At 64.1% G+C, this 15,744-nt stretch carries 14 protein-coding genes; 8 read left to right on the top strand and 6 right to left on the bottom strand.

The annotated features are described in order from the left end of the window. Positions 1-229 precede the first annotated feature (229 nt). The 8 genes from BBX50_RS26395 to BBX50_RS26355 all read left to right on the top strand — a co-directional run bounded on the left by BBX50_RS26395 (position 230) and on the right by BBX50_RS26355 (position 9,326). The gene (locus BBX50_RS26395; protein ID WP_065778245.1) at positions 230-1,225 is read left to right on the top strand and encodes an MsnO8 family LLM class oxidoreductase; all 996 of its coding nucleotides are present in this window, start codon (positions 230-232) and stop codon (positions 1,223-1,225) included. 21 nt (positions 1,226-1,246) lie between these two features. Further along, positions 1,247-2,596: an LLM class flavin-dependent oxidoreductase gene (locus BBX50_RS26390; protein WP_065778244.1), complete on the top strand. Its 1,350-nt coding sequence runs from the start codon at positions 1,247-1,249 to the stop codon at positions 2,594-2,596. A gap of 22 nt (positions 2,597-2,618) precedes the next feature. Further along, on the top strand, positions 2,619-3,806 hold the full coding sequence (locus tag BBX50_RS26385) for a M20 aminoacylase family protein (protein ID WP_065778243.1): 1,188 nt from the start codon (positions 2,619-2,621) through the stop codon (positions 3,804-3,806). Positions 3,807-3,816: 10 nt separating this feature from the next. Next, entirely contained in the window at positions 3,817-4,380 is a 564-nt protein-coding gene (locus tag BBX50_RS26380; RefSeq protein WP_065778242.1) for a GNAT family N-acetyltransferase, read from the top strand. A gap of 63 nt (positions 4,381-4,443) precedes the next feature. Continuing rightward, positions 4,444-6,219 (top strand): amino acid ABC transporter permease/ATP-binding protein, encoded by a 1,776-nt coding sequence (locus BBX50_RS31005; RefSeq protein ID WP_083213811.1) that lies wholly within the window; start codon positions 4,444-4,446, stop codon positions 6,217-6,219. A gap of 73 nt (positions 6,220-6,292) precedes the next feature. Next, the gene (locus BBX50_RS26365) at positions 6,293-7,237 is read left to right on the top strand and encodes an ABC transporter substrate-binding protein (protein WP_065778241.1); all 945 of its coding nucleotides are present in this window, start codon (positions 6,293-6,295) and stop codon (positions 7,235-7,237) included. A 68-nt stretch (positions 7,238-7,305) separates the two neighbouring features. After that, positions 7,306-8,241, top strand: a complete 936-nt coding sequence (locus tag BBX50_RS26360; RefSeq protein ID WP_065778240.1) for an ABC transporter substrate-binding protein — start codon at positions 7,306-7,308, stop codon at positions 8,239-8,241. An 11-nt stretch (positions 8,242-8,252) separates the two neighbouring features. Next, the gene (locus tag BBX50_RS26355) at positions 8,253-9,326 is read left to right on the top strand and encodes an LLM class flavin-dependent oxidoreductase (protein ID WP_065778239.1); all 1,074 of its coding nucleotides are present in this window, start codon (positions 8,253-8,255) and stop codon (positions 9,324-9,326) included. 45 nt (positions 9,327-9,371) lie between these two features. Here the strand turns inward: BBX50_RS26355 and BBX50_RS26350 are convergent, their stop codons facing one another. The 6 genes from BBX50_RS26350 to BBX50_RS26325 all read right to left on the bottom strand — a co-directional run bounded on the left by BBX50_RS26350 (position 9,372) and on the right by BBX50_RS26325 (position 15,665). Then, the gene (locus BBX50_RS26350; protein ID WP_065778238.1) at positions 9,372-10,271 is read right to left on the bottom strand and encodes a dienelactone hydrolase family protein; all 900 of its coding nucleotides are present in this window, start codon (positions 10,269-10,271) and stop codon (positions 9,372-9,374) included. 9 nt (positions 10,272-10,280) lie between these two features. Then, positions 10,281-11,039 (bottom strand): 2-dehydro-3-deoxy-D-gluconate 5-dehydrogenase KduD, encoded by a 759-nt coding sequence (gene kduD, locus BBX50_RS26345; protein ID WP_065778237.1) that lies wholly within the window; start codon positions 11,037-11,039, stop codon positions 10,281-10,283. Next, positions 11,023-12,108 carry a sn-glycerol-3-phosphate ABC transporter ATP-binding protein UgpC gene (ugpC, locus tag BBX50_RS26340; RefSeq protein ID WP_065778236.1) on the bottom strand — a complete coding sequence of 362 codons (1,086 nt, stop codon included), beginning with the start codon at positions 12,106-12,108 and terminating at the stop codon, positions 11,023-11,025. Before ugpC ends, kduD begins: the two co-directional genes overlap by 17 nt. A gap of 10 nt (positions 12,109-12,118) precedes the next feature. Beyond that, complete coding sequence (locus BBX50_RS26335) at positions 12,119-13,171, bottom strand: carbohydrate ABC transporter permease (RefSeq protein WP_065778235.1); 1,053 nt, start codon at positions 13,169-13,171, stop codon at positions 12,119-12,121. Further along, positions 13,168-14,199, bottom strand: coding sequence for a sugar ABC transporter permease (locus BBX50_RS26330; RefSeq protein WP_065778234.1), 1,032 nt, complete (start codon positions 14,197-14,199; stop codon positions 13,168-13,170). Before BBX50_RS26330 ends, BBX50_RS26335 begins: the two co-directional genes overlap by 4 nt. Before the next feature lie 197 nt (positions 14,200-14,396). Continuing rightward, complete coding sequence (locus tag BBX50_RS26325) at positions 14,397-15,665, bottom strand: ABC transporter substrate-binding protein (protein WP_065778233.1); 1,269 nt, start codon at positions 15,663-15,665, stop codon at positions 14,397-14,399. Positions 15,666-15,744: the final 79 nt, after the last annotated feature.

Here is a 15,744-nt window from a genome sequence, read left to right as displayed (position 1 = left end):
GCGTCACGAAATTTGATTGCGGTCCCGCCGCAGCGCCCGGTGAGCGGGCATGCCGCCCCAGGCAACTACCTTTTGGCGTTCTCTCACATATACGTGCGTGCGCAGGTGGCGACGCTGATTTTCTCCATCCGCTGGCGGAAATGGAAATCCATTTCTTATAATGCATATTGTCTATGTGTTTTATAGATTAATGCGGTGAGCGACACCGCGGCAATCTGGAACACGCGTCATGTCCTATCTGCTCAGCCTTCTCGACAAGAGCCCTCTGGATGAGGGGCAAACCGCGACCGAGGCGCTGCAGGCAACGATACGCCTTGCGGTCCGCGCCGAAGAATGGGGCTATCATCGCTTCTGGGTGGCCGAGCACCACAACATGTCGAGCCTTGCAAGCTCGGCGCCGGAGACCCTGATGTCCTACCTCCTGGCGAGGACGTCGAAGATCCGCATCGGTTCCGGCGGCGTCATGCTACAGCACTACAGCGCCTACAAAGTGGCCGAGACTTTCAATCTTCTCGCCAGCCTCGCGCCGTCACGTGTCGATCTCGGCGTCGGCAAGGCACCGGGCGGCTTTCCGCTTTCGACCCGAGCGCTTCAGGCAGGGATTGACCCGGCGCTGCGGCCGAGCTTTGCCGAGCAACTGGCCGATCTCAATCGCTACCTCCTTGGCGCCGCAACGCAATCGGAGCTGCTGGCGACACCGCTGCCGCCCGTCGCACCGGAGCGGTTCCTCCTTGGGGCTAGTGTCGACAGCGCCGTGCTGGCCGCCGAAAAGGGCTGGAAGCTCGTCTTTGCCGGACATCTCAACGGCGATCCCGACAATCTGCAAAAGACCTTCGATGCCTATGAGCGCGCCACGGGTGGGAAGCGGCCGCTGCTCGCGCTTGCTGCAGCCTTTGCGGCCGACAGCGAACAGCGGGCACGCGAACGGGTGGCGGGCCTCAAGATCTTCAAAGTGCTCTTCGGCAACGGCCAGAGCGTGAATGTCGGCAGCGAGGAACAGGCGGCCGAATACGCCCGCCAGGCCGGGTTCGCCGACTACCGTGTCGAGGAAAAGAACCCGAGCGTTCTGCATGGCACGGCGCGGCAAGTGCGCCAGGAACTGGACGACCTGCATCGCCGCTACGGCGTCAAGGAATTCGTCATCGATACGCCTTCGGTTGGCGCCACCGAACGCTTCGCCTCGATCGAACTCATTGCACGCGAGCGCTTGTCGCTCGCCGCCTGATCATTCCGGAAAGGATCTCTCATGACCAACAAGAACGTGACGTTCGGCATCATGCTGCAGGGACCAGGCGGGCACATGAACGCCTGGAAGCATCCGAGCGGGCCGGCCGACGCCAGCGTCAACTTCGACTTTTTCGTCGAGACGGCGCGCAAGGCCGAAGCGGCCGGCATCGCCTTCGCCTTCGTCGCTGACGGCCTCTACATCAACGAGCAGTCGATCCCGCATTTTCTCAACCGCTTCGAGCCGTTGACGATCCTCTCGGCGCTTGCCGCCTCGACCTCGAAGATCGGCCTCGTCGGCACGGTTTCGACCTCCTACAGCGACCCGTTCACGGTTGCCCGCCAATTCGCCTCGCTCGATCTCTTGAGCGGTGGCCGCGCCGGCTGGAACGCAGTGACCTCGCCGCTCGAAGGTTCCGGTCGCAACTACGGGCGCGAGCATCCGGAGCACGAACTGCGCTACGAGATCGCCGACGAATATCTGGACGCCATCAAGGGGCTCTGGGATAGCTGGGACGACGACGCCTTCGTGCGCGATCGGGCAACCGGTGTCTATGCCGACAAGACGAAGCTGCGCCGGCTCAATCACAAGGGGCGGTTCTTCCGCATCGAGGGGCCGCTCAACATCGAGCGCTCCAGGCAGGGCCAGCCGGTGGTGTTCCAGGCGGGTGCGTCCGATTCCGGCGTCCGCCTTGCCGGCAAACATGCCGATGCGGTGTTCACCAATGGCGGCCCGATCGAGGACGCCAAGGCTTTCTACAGGCAAGTCAAACAGAGCGCGGTGGCTCAGGGGCGCCGTGCCGCCGAGATCGGCATCTTTCCCGGCATCGGTCCGATCGTCGGCACGACTGCGCAAGAGGCCGAGGCGAAGTACCGTGCCATCCGTGATCTCGTCACGATCGAGGAGGCGCTGCTTTATCTCGGCCGCTTCTTCGATCATCACGATTTCAGCGCCTACCTGCTGGATGCGCCATTCCCTGATATCGGCGACATCGGCAAGAACAGTTTCCGGGCAACGACCGACCGCATCAAAAAGACCGCGCGTGACACCGGCGCGACGCTGCGGGAGATCGCGCTCGATGTCGCAACGCCAAGAACCGCCTTCATCGGCACGGCCGAGCACATCGCCGATGAGATCATTCGCTGGATCGATGAGGATGCGGCCGACGGCTTCATTCTCGGCTTCCCTGTGATCGCCGAAGGGCTTGCCGATTTCACCCAGCATGTTCTGCCGCTGCTCGAAAACAGAGGGTACTTCAAGCCCAAACTCGAGGGCGAGACGCTGCGCGACCATCTGGGGCTCCCCTACCGCGAAAGCCGCTACGCCGCACCCGTGCCGGCTATCGAACGGGGAAGGGGCGTCGGGGCCTGACGGCTTCGGCGGAGCTGCGCTCATGAACCTAATTCTCACCGACACCCAGAGGTCCGCGGCGGTGGAGCGCGGCCTCGGCGTCTTTCTCGACGAGATCGTCGCCATCCGCCGTGATCTGCACCAGCATCCGGAACTCGCCTTTCAGGAGAAGCGGACGAGCGCCGTTGTTGGTGATCTGCTTGCTTCCTGGGGCTATCAGGTCGACCGCGGCATCGCCGGCACCGGCCTCGTCGCCACGCTCCGGCGCGGACATGGCGAGCGGGCGATCGGCCTGCGCGCCGACATGGATGCGCTGCCGATCGAGGAGGCAACCGGACTAACCTATGCCAGCCGCCACAAGGGCGTCATGCACGCCTGCGGCCACGATGGCCACACGGCGATCCTTCTGGCCGCGGCACGCTTTCTCGCCGCCGACGGCCGTTTCGACGGCACGCTACAGCTGATCTTCCAGCCCGCCGAGGAGATTGGCGCTGGCGCCCGCAAGATGCTGTCGGAGGGCCTGTTCGAGCGCTTCCCCGTCGATGCCGTCTTCGGTCTGCACAATTGGCCGGGCGTGCCGGCCGGGCGCTTCGGTTTCGTCGAGGGCCCTGCCATGGCGTCGGTGGACCAGGCCAACATCACGGTCATCGGCAAGGGTGGCCATGGCGCCGAGCCGCATTTGACTGTTGATCCGGTGCTGGCGACGGCATCGCTGATCACTGCCTTGCAGAGCCTGGTTGCGCGCAATGTGAACCCGCAGGAAATGGCCGTCGTCACCGTCGGCTCCATTCATGGCGGCCAGGCGTCGAACGTCATACCCGAGAGCGTTTCGCTGAAGCTGACCTTGCGCGCCTTCAATGGCGATGTGCGCCGCCTGCTCGGCGAGCGTGTGCAGGCGCTGGCGCGGGCACAGGCCGAAAGTTTTGGCGCGACGGCCGAGGTCGACTATCGGCTCGGCTTCCCGGCCCTTGTCAACCATCCGAGCGAAACGGACTTCGCCCGCAATGTCGTGCTGAGGGACCTAGGTCCCGAAGCGGTCATTGCCGACTTCAAACCGCGCACCGCCAGCGAGGACTTTGCATTTTTCCTCGAGGAGAAGGCTGGCAACTACGCCTTCATCGGCAATGGCGAAGGCGCAGCCCTCCACAGCGCTGAGTACGATTTCAACGACGCGATCATCGCACCGGCCGCCCGCTACTGGGTCCGGCTGGTGGAAACCTTCCTCGCATGACGACCATGGGATGGCGAACGACATGAGCGACACGTTTCTCTACACCACGCCCCTCGATCCCCGCGCCCAGCCGCTGATCGACGAACTGATCGTCGAATATGACAGCCGCTACGGCAATTATTTCAGTGACGAAGGGGCCGCGGCCGAACTCAACCGCTATCCGGCGGAAGCCTTTGCCCCGCCGCACGGCAACTTCGTCCTCCTGATCCGCAATGGCGAAACGATCGGCGGCGGCGCCTTCAAGCGCTATGACGACCATACCGCCGAGTTCAAACGCATCTGGACCCGCTCCGATCTCAGGCGTCAGGGTCTGGCGCGAAAGGTGCTTTTCGAGCTTGAGGCGCAGGCCGCTCGCCAGGGCTATTCGCGCATCTATCTCACGACCGGCTTCCGCCAGCCGGAGGCCGTCGGCCTCTACCTTGCCAATGGCTATACGGCGCTGTTTGACGTCGAAGCCGATCCGGAAGTCTACAAGACGCTACCCTTCGAGAAGAACATCTCGCATCTCGTAACCACCCTGGCGTTTCTGGCCGAAGTGCCGTCCTCCCATCCCCAGGTCGCAAGCCACGCCTGACGCCGACCGATCGTGCCGGCCGCGAACGCCGGCCGCCAACCGATTTTCAAGAGAGGATCCAACATGGCAGTTCTGAGCGATCTTGCCGGCGCGCCCGGTGTCAGCCGGACCAGCGAGCCGAACCCGGGCTATGCGCACTACCGCATCGTGCCGGCACGCCATCCAGGCCGTGCGCTCGGCACGCTGTTTGCGGCACTCGTCATATCAGGCGCGCTCTATTCGGTGCTGACCAATCCGCGCTGGGGCTGGCCGGTTTTCGCCGAATGGTTCTTCGCTGAGCCGGTACTGGCGGGCCTCGGCCGGACGCTGCTTTTGACGGCGCTCGCCACCGTCTCGGGTTCGCTGCTCGGCACGGCGCTGGCGCTCGCCCGCGTGTCGAAATCGCCGCTGCTTGCCGGCCTCTCTTTCGGCTACATCTGGTTGTTGCGCTCGATCCCGCTGATTGTGCTGCTGCTGGTGCTCAACAATCTCGGTTACCTCTACGAGACGATCGCGATCGGCGTGCCGTTCACGGACACCGTCTGGCTGAACTATCCGACGACCCAACTTCTGACGCCGTTTGCCGCTGCTTTCCTCGGTCTCACGCTCAATCAATCGGCCTTCTTTGCCGAGATCGTGCGCGGCGGCATCCTTGCCGTCGACCAGGGACAGCATGAGGCGGCGGCCGCTCTTGGCCTGCCGCGTCGCCGCCAGGCGTTCCGCATCGTGCTGCCGCAGGCCATGCGCTCGATCCTGCCCACCGGCTTCAACGAGATCATCGGTCTCGCAAAGGGCACCTCGATGGTCTACGTGCTGGCGTTGCCTGAACTTTTCTACACGGTTCAGGTCATCTATCGCCGCAATCTCGAGGTCATCCCGCTGCTGATGGTCGCGACCGTCTGGTATCTGGTGATCATGACCGGGCTCTCAATCGCCCAGCACTATATCGAGCGCTACTATTCGAGAGGTGCTGTGCGCAATCCGGTGCCGCTGCCTTTCCAGGCACTCGTTTCGCGCTTTCGCCGACCGCTGTCGGAGGTCGCGCGCACGGCTGCTGCAACCGGAAAGGTTGGTTTTCGCGACGCCCAGGTTCTACGCTCCGGCGGCACCGTGCATGTGCACGGCATATCGAAGAGTTTCGGGCCGCTGAAGGTACTCGACCGGGTCGAGCTGGACCTGCCGGCGGGCAGCGTCACGGCAATCCTCGGGCCATCGGGTTCCGGCAAATCCACTTTGCTCAGGGCGATCAACCATCTGGAGCGGGTCGATGACGGCTTCATTGCAATCGACGACGAACTCGTCGGCTACAGCCAGAAGGGCGACACGCTCTACGAACTGAAGGAAAAGGACATTCTGAAGCGGCGTGCCGATATCGGCATGGTGTTCCAGAACTTCAATCTGTTCCCGCATCTGACCGTGCTCGAAAACCTGATCGAGGCGCCCATTCACGTGCGCGGTCTCAGCCGGGAGGAAGCGGTGCGGCTTGCCCAGGAGCTCTTGGCTCGCATCGGCCTTAGCGACAAGATCGACGCCTATCCACGCCAGCTCTCGGGCGGCCAGCAGCAGCGTGTCGCCATTGCCCGTGCGTTGGCACTCCGGCCCAAGGTGCTGCTCTTCGATGAGCCGACTTCGGCGCTCGATCCGGAACTCGTCGGCGAAGTGCTCGACGTCATCAAGGAATTGGCCCGAACCGGCACGACGCTGGTCATCGTCACCCATGAAACCGGCTTTGCCCGCGAGGTCGCCGACACCGTCGTCTTCATGGAGGCGGGACGGGTGCTGGAGGCAGGACCGCCGGCACAGATCTTCGCCGAAGCCAAGCATCCGCGCACTCGCGAATTCCTGGCGCGCGTTCTCTGAAAAACCCGTCGGCGATCTTCCGATGGGGAAGCTTTGCTATCGCCAACAACCAAAGATTGAAAAGGAGAGGACTATGACCATACTCGACACTGCAAAGTTGCTTCTGGCTGGTGCCGTCACGGCGGTGACTCTTGGCTTGGGTCCCGTCCAGGCCGAGGAGAAATTCGACCTCAGCCCGGACACCTCGAACCGCGTGCGTGCGGAAAAGAACGAAGCGGCAATCAAGGCGATCGCTAGCGACTTCAAATTCGTCAACCCGGGCAAGTTTACCGTCGCGATCAACCCGTGGGATCCGCCGATTGCGACCTATGCCTCGGACTCCAAGACCGTTGTCGGCGCTGATCCGGATATCGCTTCGCTGCTCGCCGACAGCTTCGGTCTCGAGCTCGAACTCGTGCCCGTCGCCTGGGCCGATTGGCCGCTCGGCGTCAGCTCGGGCAAATACGACGCGGTGATCAGCAATGTCACGGTGACCGAAGAGCGCAAGGAGAAGTTCGATTTCTCCACCTATCGCAAGGACGTGCTCGGCTTCTTCGTCAAGTCCGACAGCAAGATAACCGAGATCAAGGAACCGAAGGATGTCGCCGGGCTGAAGGTGATCACCGGCGCCGGCACCAATCAGGAAAAGATCATTCTCGAATGGGACCGGCAGAACGTCGCAGCCGGCCTGAAGCCGATCGAGGTGCAGTATTATGACGATCGCGCCGCCGGCGATCTGGCGCTGCAGTCGGGTCGGGCAGACGTCGAGTTCAATCCGAACGCGACGCGGGCCTATGCCGCATCGATCAAGAACAACACCAAGGTGGTCGGTATCGCCAGCGGCGGTCGGCCGCTGACGGCCGAGATCGCCGTCACCACGCGCAAGGGCGGTGGCCTGGCCGACGCCGTCACGACAGCGCTCAACGATCTCATCAAGAACGGCAAATACGGCGAAGTGCTGAAGCGCTGGAGCCTCGGCGCCGAAGCGGTCGATGCCGCCCAGACCAACCCGCCCGGCCTGCCGAAGAGCGGCTCGTGATCTCAACCCTTGGGGATCGGCGGCAACGCCGGTCCTCCTTTTCCGCATCCCATCCGGAGACCAACAGCATGATCGGCAAGACCACCCTTCGCACTCTTCTCGCCGCCGCCGCGGTAGCCCTCCTTCATGTCGGCTCGGCCACGGCCGAAACCGGCTTTGATCTCAGCCCGGAACAGCCGGGCCGCGTCCATGCGACCCGCAACGAAAAGGCTGTTGCTGCGATCCCTGCCGATTTCAAGTTCGTTACACCGGGCAAGTTCACCGTCGGGGTCAGCCCGGGTGGACCGCCACTTGCCACCTACGCCACCGATGCGCGTACGGTCATTGGGGCCGATCCGGAATATGCCGGCGCGATTGCCAACAGCCTGGGGTTGGAACTCGAGCTCGTGCCCACCGCCTGGATCGACTGGCCACTTGGGTTGACCTCAGGCAAGTACGACGCGGTCATCTCCAATGTCGGCGTCACCGAGCAGCGCAAGGAGAAATTCGACTTCTCGACCTACCGCCAGGGCCTGCACGGCTTCTTCGTCAAGGCCGATAGCGGCATCACCGCGATCGGGGAGCCGAAGGATGCGGCGGGCCTGAGGATCATCGTCGGCGCCGGCACCAATCAGGAGCGCATTCTGCTCAAATGGAGCGACGAGAATGTCGCCGCCGGCCTGAAACCCTTGGCGCTGCAATACTACGACGACGAGGCGACGAGCCTCGTGGCGCTGGCTTCCGGTCGTGCCGATGTCATCGTCCAGCCGCATGCGCAGCTCGTCTTCATCGCCGCGCGCGACCGCAACATCAAACGTGTCGGCACGCTCAGCGCCGGCTGGCCGGAGCGCTCGGACGTGGCGATCACCACCCGCAAGGGCAGCGGCCTTGCCAACGCGCTGACGATCGCCACCAACGGCCTGATCGAAAACGGCGCCTATGCCAAGGTTCTGGCGCGCTGGCATCTCCAGGAAGAAGCTCTGCCGAAGTCCGAGACCAACCCGCCCGGCCTGCCGAAATTCTGAAGGCGCGGTGGATGACGAACATATCCATCAGTCAAATCGGCTTTTTGAGCCCCGGCAACTATGCGCCCGACAATCCGCTGGACGGGCTCGAAAAGACCCTGTCGCTACTGCAGTATGGCGAGGCGCTCGGCTTTGCCAGCGCCTGGGTGCGCCAGCGGCATCTGGAGCCCGGCATCTCGTCGGCCGCCGCATTCCTTGCGGCCGCCACCCAGAGAACGAGCCGCATCGAGCTCGGCACCGCCGTCATCCCGATCGGCTACGAGAACCCCTATCGCCTCGCCGAAGACCTCTCGACGGTCGACGTGCTGTCGCGCGGTCGGCTGAACGTCGGCTTGAGTGCCGGAAAACCGCCGCATCTCGATCTGATCGGGCCTCTCGCTTTCGACGGCGACTGGTCGGCCTATGACTTCTCGCATCAGCGGGTGCTGCGCTTTCAGGAGAACCTGCGCGGAAATCTGCTGGGCGACGACGACACGGTGATCAAGACGCCTTTCGGCGCCAAGCGTCCGCGGCTGCAGCCACATGCGAGAGGCCTTGCCGATCGGCTGTGGTATGGCGGCGGTTCGCTGCGCTCGGCCGCCTGGGCCGGCAGCCACGGCTTCAACCTGCTGATCGGCAACGTCACGACAGGCGAGGAGACGGACGCGTTTTTCGTGGCGCAGGCGCGGCAGCTTGGGCTTTACCGTTCTTCGGGCGGGGAAGGCAAACGCGTGGCGCTCGGACGGGTGATCGTTCCGCTCGACAGCGCGGATGCCGCGACCCGGAGGCGATATCGGGACTATGCGGCCGGACGTTTCGAGCGCACGCTGACACCTCAGGGAGAACGGCGCACGCTCTACGCCGACGATCTGGTCGGAAGCTCGGACGAAATCCTGGAGCGGCTGTTTGCCGACCCGATCCTGCCGGAGGTCACCGAGATCAGGCTGGAATTGCCCTATGAATTCCAAGAGGACGAGTACTGCCAAATCCTCGACGATTTCGTGCGGTTGATCGCGCCCGAACTCGGGTGGAGCGATGCCGCATCGGCAATCGCGCCGACAGGCGTCGATGGCGGGCAGGTCCGTCGTCCGGCTGCCGGCATCTGACGGTGGCATCTCGCCGCATGCGTGCCCAGGGCATCAGGCGCGGCCTTAGCCGCCCAGATGGCGTTTCAGGAACGCGAGCACCGCGTCGCGCATCGGCGCGGTCTCGACGTGCCCGACGCCGGGCTCCGCCAAAAGGGACAGAGCGTCTTCGGCTCCGGCAGCGCGATAGGCCGCCTGCGTCTCGGCATAGGCGCGCTCCACCGCCTGAGGCGGCGTCAATGGATCATCAAGCCCCACGCAGATCAGTTGCGGTCGCGGCGCGACGAGGCCGGCGATCACGCCGGTCGAGGTCTCTGCGAGCAGACCGGGGATCGTGAGATAGAGGCCGTGCCGATCGTGGGCGCCGGTTTCGACGAGGGACGCGAAATCGGCAAAGCAGCAGAGATGCGCGGTTGCGGCGATACGCCCGTCGAGTGCAGCCAGAAAATAGGAAAGCGTGGCGCCCATCGAAATCCCGGTCATGCCGATCCTGTTGGCATCGACGTCGTCGCGCGACGAAAGCCATGTGAGCGCTGCCTGCTGTTCGGCGAGCATCTGGCCGAAAAGGGTGCGGCCATACCAGAGCGCCGCCTTCGTCGCGGCGCTTTCGGTGACGATCGAGCGTTCGCCGAACGTCGGCATGTCCAAGCAAAGCGTGACGAAACCGTGCTCCGCGAGAAATGGCCCGGGAGGGCCGAGCAGCGCCGGTCGGCCATCGAGGAGTTCGCTGGCGCCGATCTCGTAACGTCCGCCGTGGGCGTGGGCGTAGAGGATCGCCGGTCCGGGCCCGCCGCCGCCGGGTGGTCGCGTCAGCAAACCGCGGATTTCAGCTCCGCTGCGTCGGCTGCGGAAGCGCAGCCTTTCGACAATGTGGGAGCCACATTCCTCCGTCTCGCACGCCTCAAGGGAGAGTTCGGTTTCGACGAACCCGAGAAGCGTGCGAAGACGGGCGACCGAGATAGGCACGGGAGCGGCCTAGCGAACCAACCAGCCGCCGTCGACGGGCAGGACTGTGCCGGTGACGTAGCCGGAAGCGGGTGCGGCGAAAAAAAGCACGGCGGTGGCAAGATCATCCGGCGTGCCCCAGCGCCCCATCGGGATGCGTGCGGAGATCTGGGCATTACGATCCGGGTCGTTGCGCAGCGCTTCGGTGTTGTCGGTCGCCATGTAACCGGGGGCGATCGCATTGACGGTAATCCCGCGCGGCGCCAGCTCATTGGCCATCGCCTTGGTGAGGCCGGCAATGCCGTGCTTGGAGGCGGCGTAGGCCGGCACGCGAATGCCGCCCTGGAAGGTCAGCATGGAAGCGACGTTGACGATCCGCCCCGCGCGCCCGGTCGAGACCATGTGCTTGGCGGCCGCCTGCGACAGCATGAAGACCGCCTTCAGGTTGACGTCGAGCACGCTGTCCCAGTCCTCCTCGGAGTAATCGAGCAGGTCGGCGCGGCGGATGATGCCGGCGTTGTTGACGAGGATATCGACGCCGTCGAGCGCGGCAGCGGCCCCGGCAACGACATTGGCCGCATTGAAAGGCTCGGAGAGGTCCACCGTCTGTTCGTGGAAGCGCACGCCGGTTTCCCGGACCAGGGCCGCCGTCTCCGGCATCGGCGACGAGCCGATGGCCGCGATGTTTGCGCCGGCCCGCGCCAGTGCCAAGGCCATGCCCTGGCCGAGACCGGTGCGGGCGCCGGTGACGAGGGCGGTCTTGCCTGTGAGATCAAACAGCGCGTTCAAGGCGAAGCCCCCTGTCGTTGAAAAGGTGGATCGGGGCGGCGGCGAGCGACAACCTGACGTCGGCGCCCGGCGCGAGATCATGCTGGCCGGGAGCGACGACCAGGATCTTCTGGCCGGCGACATCGGCGTGCAGCACCGTTTCGGAACCAAGCGCCTCGACGAGCCGGATCTTTGCCGGAATGCCACTGTCGCCGGCGCCGAGCGTGATGTGCTGCGGCCGGACGCCGAGCGTGATGGGCGATCCGGTTACAGCCGCGCCGTCCGAGATCGGAACCTGCAGCCGGTGGCCGCCCTTCAGCGTCGCGACCGCCGACCCGGCGCCCGCTTGCTCGAGCGTGCCTTCAAGGAAGTTCATGTGCGGGGAGCCGATGAAGCCGGCAACGAAACGGTTGGCCGGCTTGTTGTAGAGTTCCAGCGGCGTGCCGATCTGTTCGATGCGGCCGGCGCGCAAGACGACGATGCGGTCGGCGAGCGTCATCGCCTCGACCTGATCATGCGTCACATAGATCATCGTTGCCGAAAGACGCGCGTGCAGCGCCGCGAGTTCGGCGCGGGTAGAGCCGCGCAGTTCCGCGTCGAGGTTCGACAGCGGCTCGTCGAGCAGGAAGGCAACCGGCCGACGCACGATCGCGCGGCCGATCGCGACACGCTGGCGCTGGCCGCCGGAGAGCTGCCCAGGGCGGCGCTCCAGATAGGGCTCGATTTCGAGCATGCGCGCGGCTTCGCCGATACGCTCGGCGATCTCCGCCTTCGGCATGCGGGTGTTTTCCAGCCCGAAGGCGAGGTTCTGGCGCACGCTCATATGCGGATAGAGCGCGTAGGACTGGAAGACCATGGCAAGACCGCGGTCGGCGGCCGGCACGTCGTTGACGACCTTGCCGTCGATCGAAAGTTCGCCGCCGGTCGGTTTTTCAAGCCCGGCGATCATGCGCAAAAGCGTGGACTTGCCGCAGCCTGATGGCCCGACGAAGACGACGAACTCGCCGTCTCTGATCTCCAGGTTGATGTCATGAAGCACGTCGACGGCGCCGAACGACTTGGTCACATTGGTAAGCTTGATGTGGCCCATGGGTGCCCCCTTATTTCAGTCCGGTGCCGGCGATGCCGGTGGTGATGAAGCGTTGCAGGAAGATGAAGACCAGCACGACCGGGATCATGGTCACGACCGTCATGGCGAGAATGAAATGCCACTGCACGTTCAGCTCGCCGGAATAGATGCTCAAGCCCACCTGCAGCGTGTAAAGTTCCTTGCGCGACAGCACGATCAGTGGCCAGAGGAAGTCGTTCCAACGCCAGACGACCGAGAAGATCGCAAGCACCGCGAGCGCCGGCGCCGTCAGCGGCAGGATGATGCGCCAGTAGATCTGCCACTCCGACGCCTTGTCCATACGCGCGGCATCAATCAGCTCGTCGGGAATGGTCAGCATGTACTGCCGCAGGATGAAGACGCCGGTCGGTGTTGCCACCGTGGGCAGGATCACGCCCCAGAGATTGTTGAACAGCCCAAGCGCCGAGACGATCGAATAGAGCGGCACCATGATCACCGACAGCGGCACCATCAGCGTCGCGAGGATCAGGAGCATGGCGAAGGTGCGGCCGCGGAACTCGTATTTGCTGAGCGCGAAGGCGGCCATCGAATTGACGATCAGCGTGATCAGCGTCGCCGTTACCGTGACGAAGACCGAGTTCCAGAGATAGCGGACGAAGTCGAAATGGGTGAAGGGCTCGCTGTAGTTCGAGGTGGCAAAGGACATGGTGCGCACCGGCGTGCGCTCGGCGATCTTGACCTTGACGATCTCGGTCGGCTTGTCGGGTGCCACCATCTGGGCGACGATGCCGATGCGCCGCACCTCGGCGAGCACCTTCTTGCTGCCATCCGGCATTGTCACCTCGTAGAGGTCGAGCGGCTTGTCGTAACCTTCGATAGTCGCCTTCTGCGTCACATAGGGCATGATCGTCGGCGGAAACTCGGCAAGGGCTGCCGGTGACTTGAAGGATGAACCGACGAGCCAGACGGCCGGGCCGAACATGATGAAAAGACCACCGATGAGCCAGGCCCAGGTGACGATATCGGTCCAGTGCCAACCGTTGCGGCCGCGGCGGCGGAAGATGAATTCGGCGACACGGCTCATTTGCGGCCTCCCTTGTTCTCGCCTTTGCGGCCAAGGCCAAGTTGCACCAATGTCAGGATCACCAGCACGACGCCCATCAGGATCGATGCGGCCGCGGCAAGGCCCGGGTTGCGCAACTGCGTCGCAAAGCCGGTCTCGTAGATGTATTGGGTGAGATAGAGCGTGCTGGTGCCCGGGCCGCCGCCGGTCAGCACATAGACCTCGTCGAAGATCTGCACGGCGCGGATGAGCACCAGCACGACGACGACCAGCAGGTTCGGCATCAAGAGCGGCAGGGTGATGCGCCAGAAGGCGCGCGCAGGCCTGGTGCCGTCCATCTCGGCTGCCTCATAGAGATCCTTCGGGATCGCCTGCAGGCCGGCCAGCAGGATCAGCGTGTAGAAACCCATATGCGCCCAGATCGAGACGCCGACAGTCGCGGCAAAGGACCAGTTGCGGTCGTTGAGCCAGGTATGCGGTTCGAGGCCGAGGCTGTAGAGGCCGAAATTGAGCAGGCCCTGGCGCTGCAGGATCCACTTCCAGATGAGGCCGACGACCACGGGTGAAAGCAGCACCGGGAAGAAGAACACTGCCCGCCAGAAGCTGCGCGCCAACAGGTCGCGATTGAGGATCAGCGCTGTGACCAGCGAGAACAGGATCATCAGGCTGACCTGCAGCAACACGAACCACGTCGTGTTGCCGACGGCGGTCCAGAACGTATCCTCGGCGCAGCTGTTCGGGTCGGTGTAGTTGGCGCAGTCGAAGAGCCGCTGGTACTGCTCGGCGCCGACGAAGCTCCGGTCGGGAAGAAACAGAGCCGTGCCGCCGGTCATGGAATAGGCGAAATTGATGAAGAACGGCAGCAGCACGAAAATGCCGAAGATCAGCATGTTCGGCATGAGGAAGAAGGTCGCCATGCCGCCGATGCCGAGCCGTCGCTGGACCCAGCGCAGCGGCGCGTCGATGGCGCCCATCAGCAGGCGCACGGGCACCATGGCCGCTTCGCCAAGGCCGGAGCCTCCGCCTCCTCCTGGAACATCTGCCTTCATCGTTTGCTACCTCGCCATCGGTCGCGCTTTGTCGCGCAACGATCGTCGCCGGATTGTGATTTGTTGCCCGCAAGAGACGGGCAAGCGCTGCTTGCCGGATGTCAGCAATAAGTAAGCTAATGCTTACCGCTGTCTCGGCGGCTGATCCGACGGCATGATACGTCACGCCGTCGGAAACCGGGCATCGATCGCCCGGATCAGTTGCCGCTGTCTTTCACCTTGGTGGCGATATCGGAGTCGATGCGCGTGAACGCCTCGTCGACTGTCATCTCGCCGGCAGCCGCCTGGCTGACGCGGGTGACGAGCGCGCCGTAGAAAGTGTCGGACCAGAGCCAGCCGGGCAGCTTGCGCGCCGCGTCGGAAAGCGACTTGCCCGCCTCGACGAAGCCGTTGAGTGCCGCTTTCGCCTGGGCGTCATCGGTCTTGAAGTCCAGCCCCTTGGCAAGAACGCCCTTATGCGCGGGCAGGAACAGGGTGCGTTCGGAGAACTCCTTCACCACAGGCTCGCTGGCAAGGTAATCCATCACCTTGGCGACTTCCTTCGGGTTCTTGGTGTATTTCACCGCAACCAGACCGGCGCCGCCGGTCATGCCGGTGCAGTTCGTCGGGCCGCAGGGGCTGCCGGTCGCCACCCAGTCGAAGTTGGTGCCGATCTTCGTCGAGAAGTTCGGGACCTGCCAGGAACCGGAATAGTAGTAAACGAGCTGACCGTTGATGAAATCGTCGGCGGCGGCGCGATAGGTGGAGCCCGCGGCCGAAACCCAGACGTCCTTGCTCATCGTGCCGTCGGCGACCCAGCCGACGAAGGTCTTCAGGAAGGTCTTCGTGCCGTCGTCGAGCGGCGCCGGCTTGCCGTCGGCGCCGACGTAGTTGCCGCCATAGGCAAGGTTCGGGCCGCTCAAGCGATGGCCGGAGCGGTCGAGTGCCATCGGGAAAGGCACCTGCTGGTTTTCGGCGACCTGTTTTGCTGCCTTGGCCCAGTCGTCCCAGGTCGCATCCTTGCCGGGGATGGCGATACCGGCCTGATCGAACAGCGTCTTGTTGGCAAAACCGCCGGCAATGGTGATCTGCGTCATGAAGCCGGAGATCTGGTTGGAGCCGTCGGGGCGCATCCAGTCGGCCTGCGCGCCGAAATTCTCGTCCCAGTAGGCGGCGTCAGCGACCAGCGGCCTGAGATCGAGCCAGTGCTGGCTCTGAGCCTTCAGGTTGGTGACGCGGGCGATATCCGGGCCGTTTCCGGCTTCGAGCTGCACCGGCAGCTGCTCACGCACGACGCTGTAGGAGACGTTGTCGAGGATCACGTTGATCCCGGGGTTCTCCTTCATGAAGCGGTCGAGCAGGTCTTTGAGCACCTCGCCTTCGACGCCATCGGAGTACCACATGATGCGCACGTCGCCGGCGATTGCCGCCGTCGACGTCAACAGCCCGACGGCAAGCGCCGCGAGCATCGTTCTGGTCTTCTTCATTGACTTCCTCCTCTTGTCCGTTGACGAGCGTCCTCCCGCTCGTTTGGGCTGACGCCGGCTTCTCCCGGCCGGCGCAACT

The sequence above is a fragment of the Ensifer sp. LC11 genome (assembly GCF_001695835.1).
Lineage (GTDB): Bacteria > Pseudomonadota > Alphaproteobacteria > Rhizobiales > Rhizobiaceae > Ensifer.
Note: the sequence above shows the minus strand (reverse complement) of the source record. Positions and strands in the feature narration are given on the sequence as shown.

Excerpts from the sequence above, each read along its gene's own strand:
- BBX50_RS26395 (WP_065778245.1), top strand. The coding sequence starts at position 230 with ATGTCCTATCTGCTCAGCCTTCTCGACAAGAGCCCTCTGGATGAGGGG.
- BBX50_RS26380 (WP_065778242.1), top strand. The coding sequence starts at position 3,817 with ATGGCGAACGACATGAGCGACACGTTTCTCTACACCACGCCCCTCGAT.
- BBX50_RS26325 (WP_065778233.1), bottom strand. The coding sequence starts at position 15,665 with ATGAAGAAGACCAGAACGATGCTCGCGGCGCTTGCCGTCGGGCTGTTG.
- BBX50_RS26385 (WP_065778243.1), top strand. The coding sequence starts at position 2,619 with ATGAACCTAATTCTCACCGACACCCAGAGGTCCGCGGCGGTGGAGCGC.
- BBX50_RS26365 (WP_065778241.1), top strand. The coding sequence starts at position 6,293 with ATGACCATACTCGACACTGCAAAGTTGCTTCTGGCTGGTGCCGTCACG.
- BBX50_RS26390 (WP_065778244.1), top strand. The coding sequence starts at position 1,247 with ATGACCAACAAGAACGTGACGTTCGGCATCATGCTGCAGGGACCAGGC.
- BBX50_RS26330 (WP_065778234.1), bottom strand. The coding sequence starts at position 14,199 with ATGAAGGCAGATGTTCCAGGAGGAGGCGGAGGCTCCGGCCTTGGCGAA.
- ugpC (WP_065778236.1), bottom strand. The coding sequence starts at position 12,108 with ATGGGCCACATCAAGCTTACCAATGTGACCAAGTCGTTCGGCGCCGTC.
- BBX50_RS26355 (WP_065778239.1), top strand. The coding sequence starts at position 8,253 with ATGACGAACATATCCATCAGTCAAATCGGCTTTTTGAGCCCCGGCAAC.
- BBX50_RS31005 (WP_083213811.1), top strand. The coding sequence starts at position 4,444 with ATGGCAGTTCTGAGCGATCTTGCCGGCGCGCCCGGTGTCAGCCGGACC.
- BBX50_RS26360 (WP_065778240.1), top strand. The coding sequence starts at position 7,306 with ATGATCGGCAAGACCACCCTTCGCACTCTTCTCGCCGCCGCCGCGGTA.
- BBX50_RS26335 (WP_065778235.1), bottom strand. The coding sequence starts at position 13,171 with ATGAGCCGTGTCGCCGAATTCATCTTCCGCCGCCGCGGCCGCAACGGT.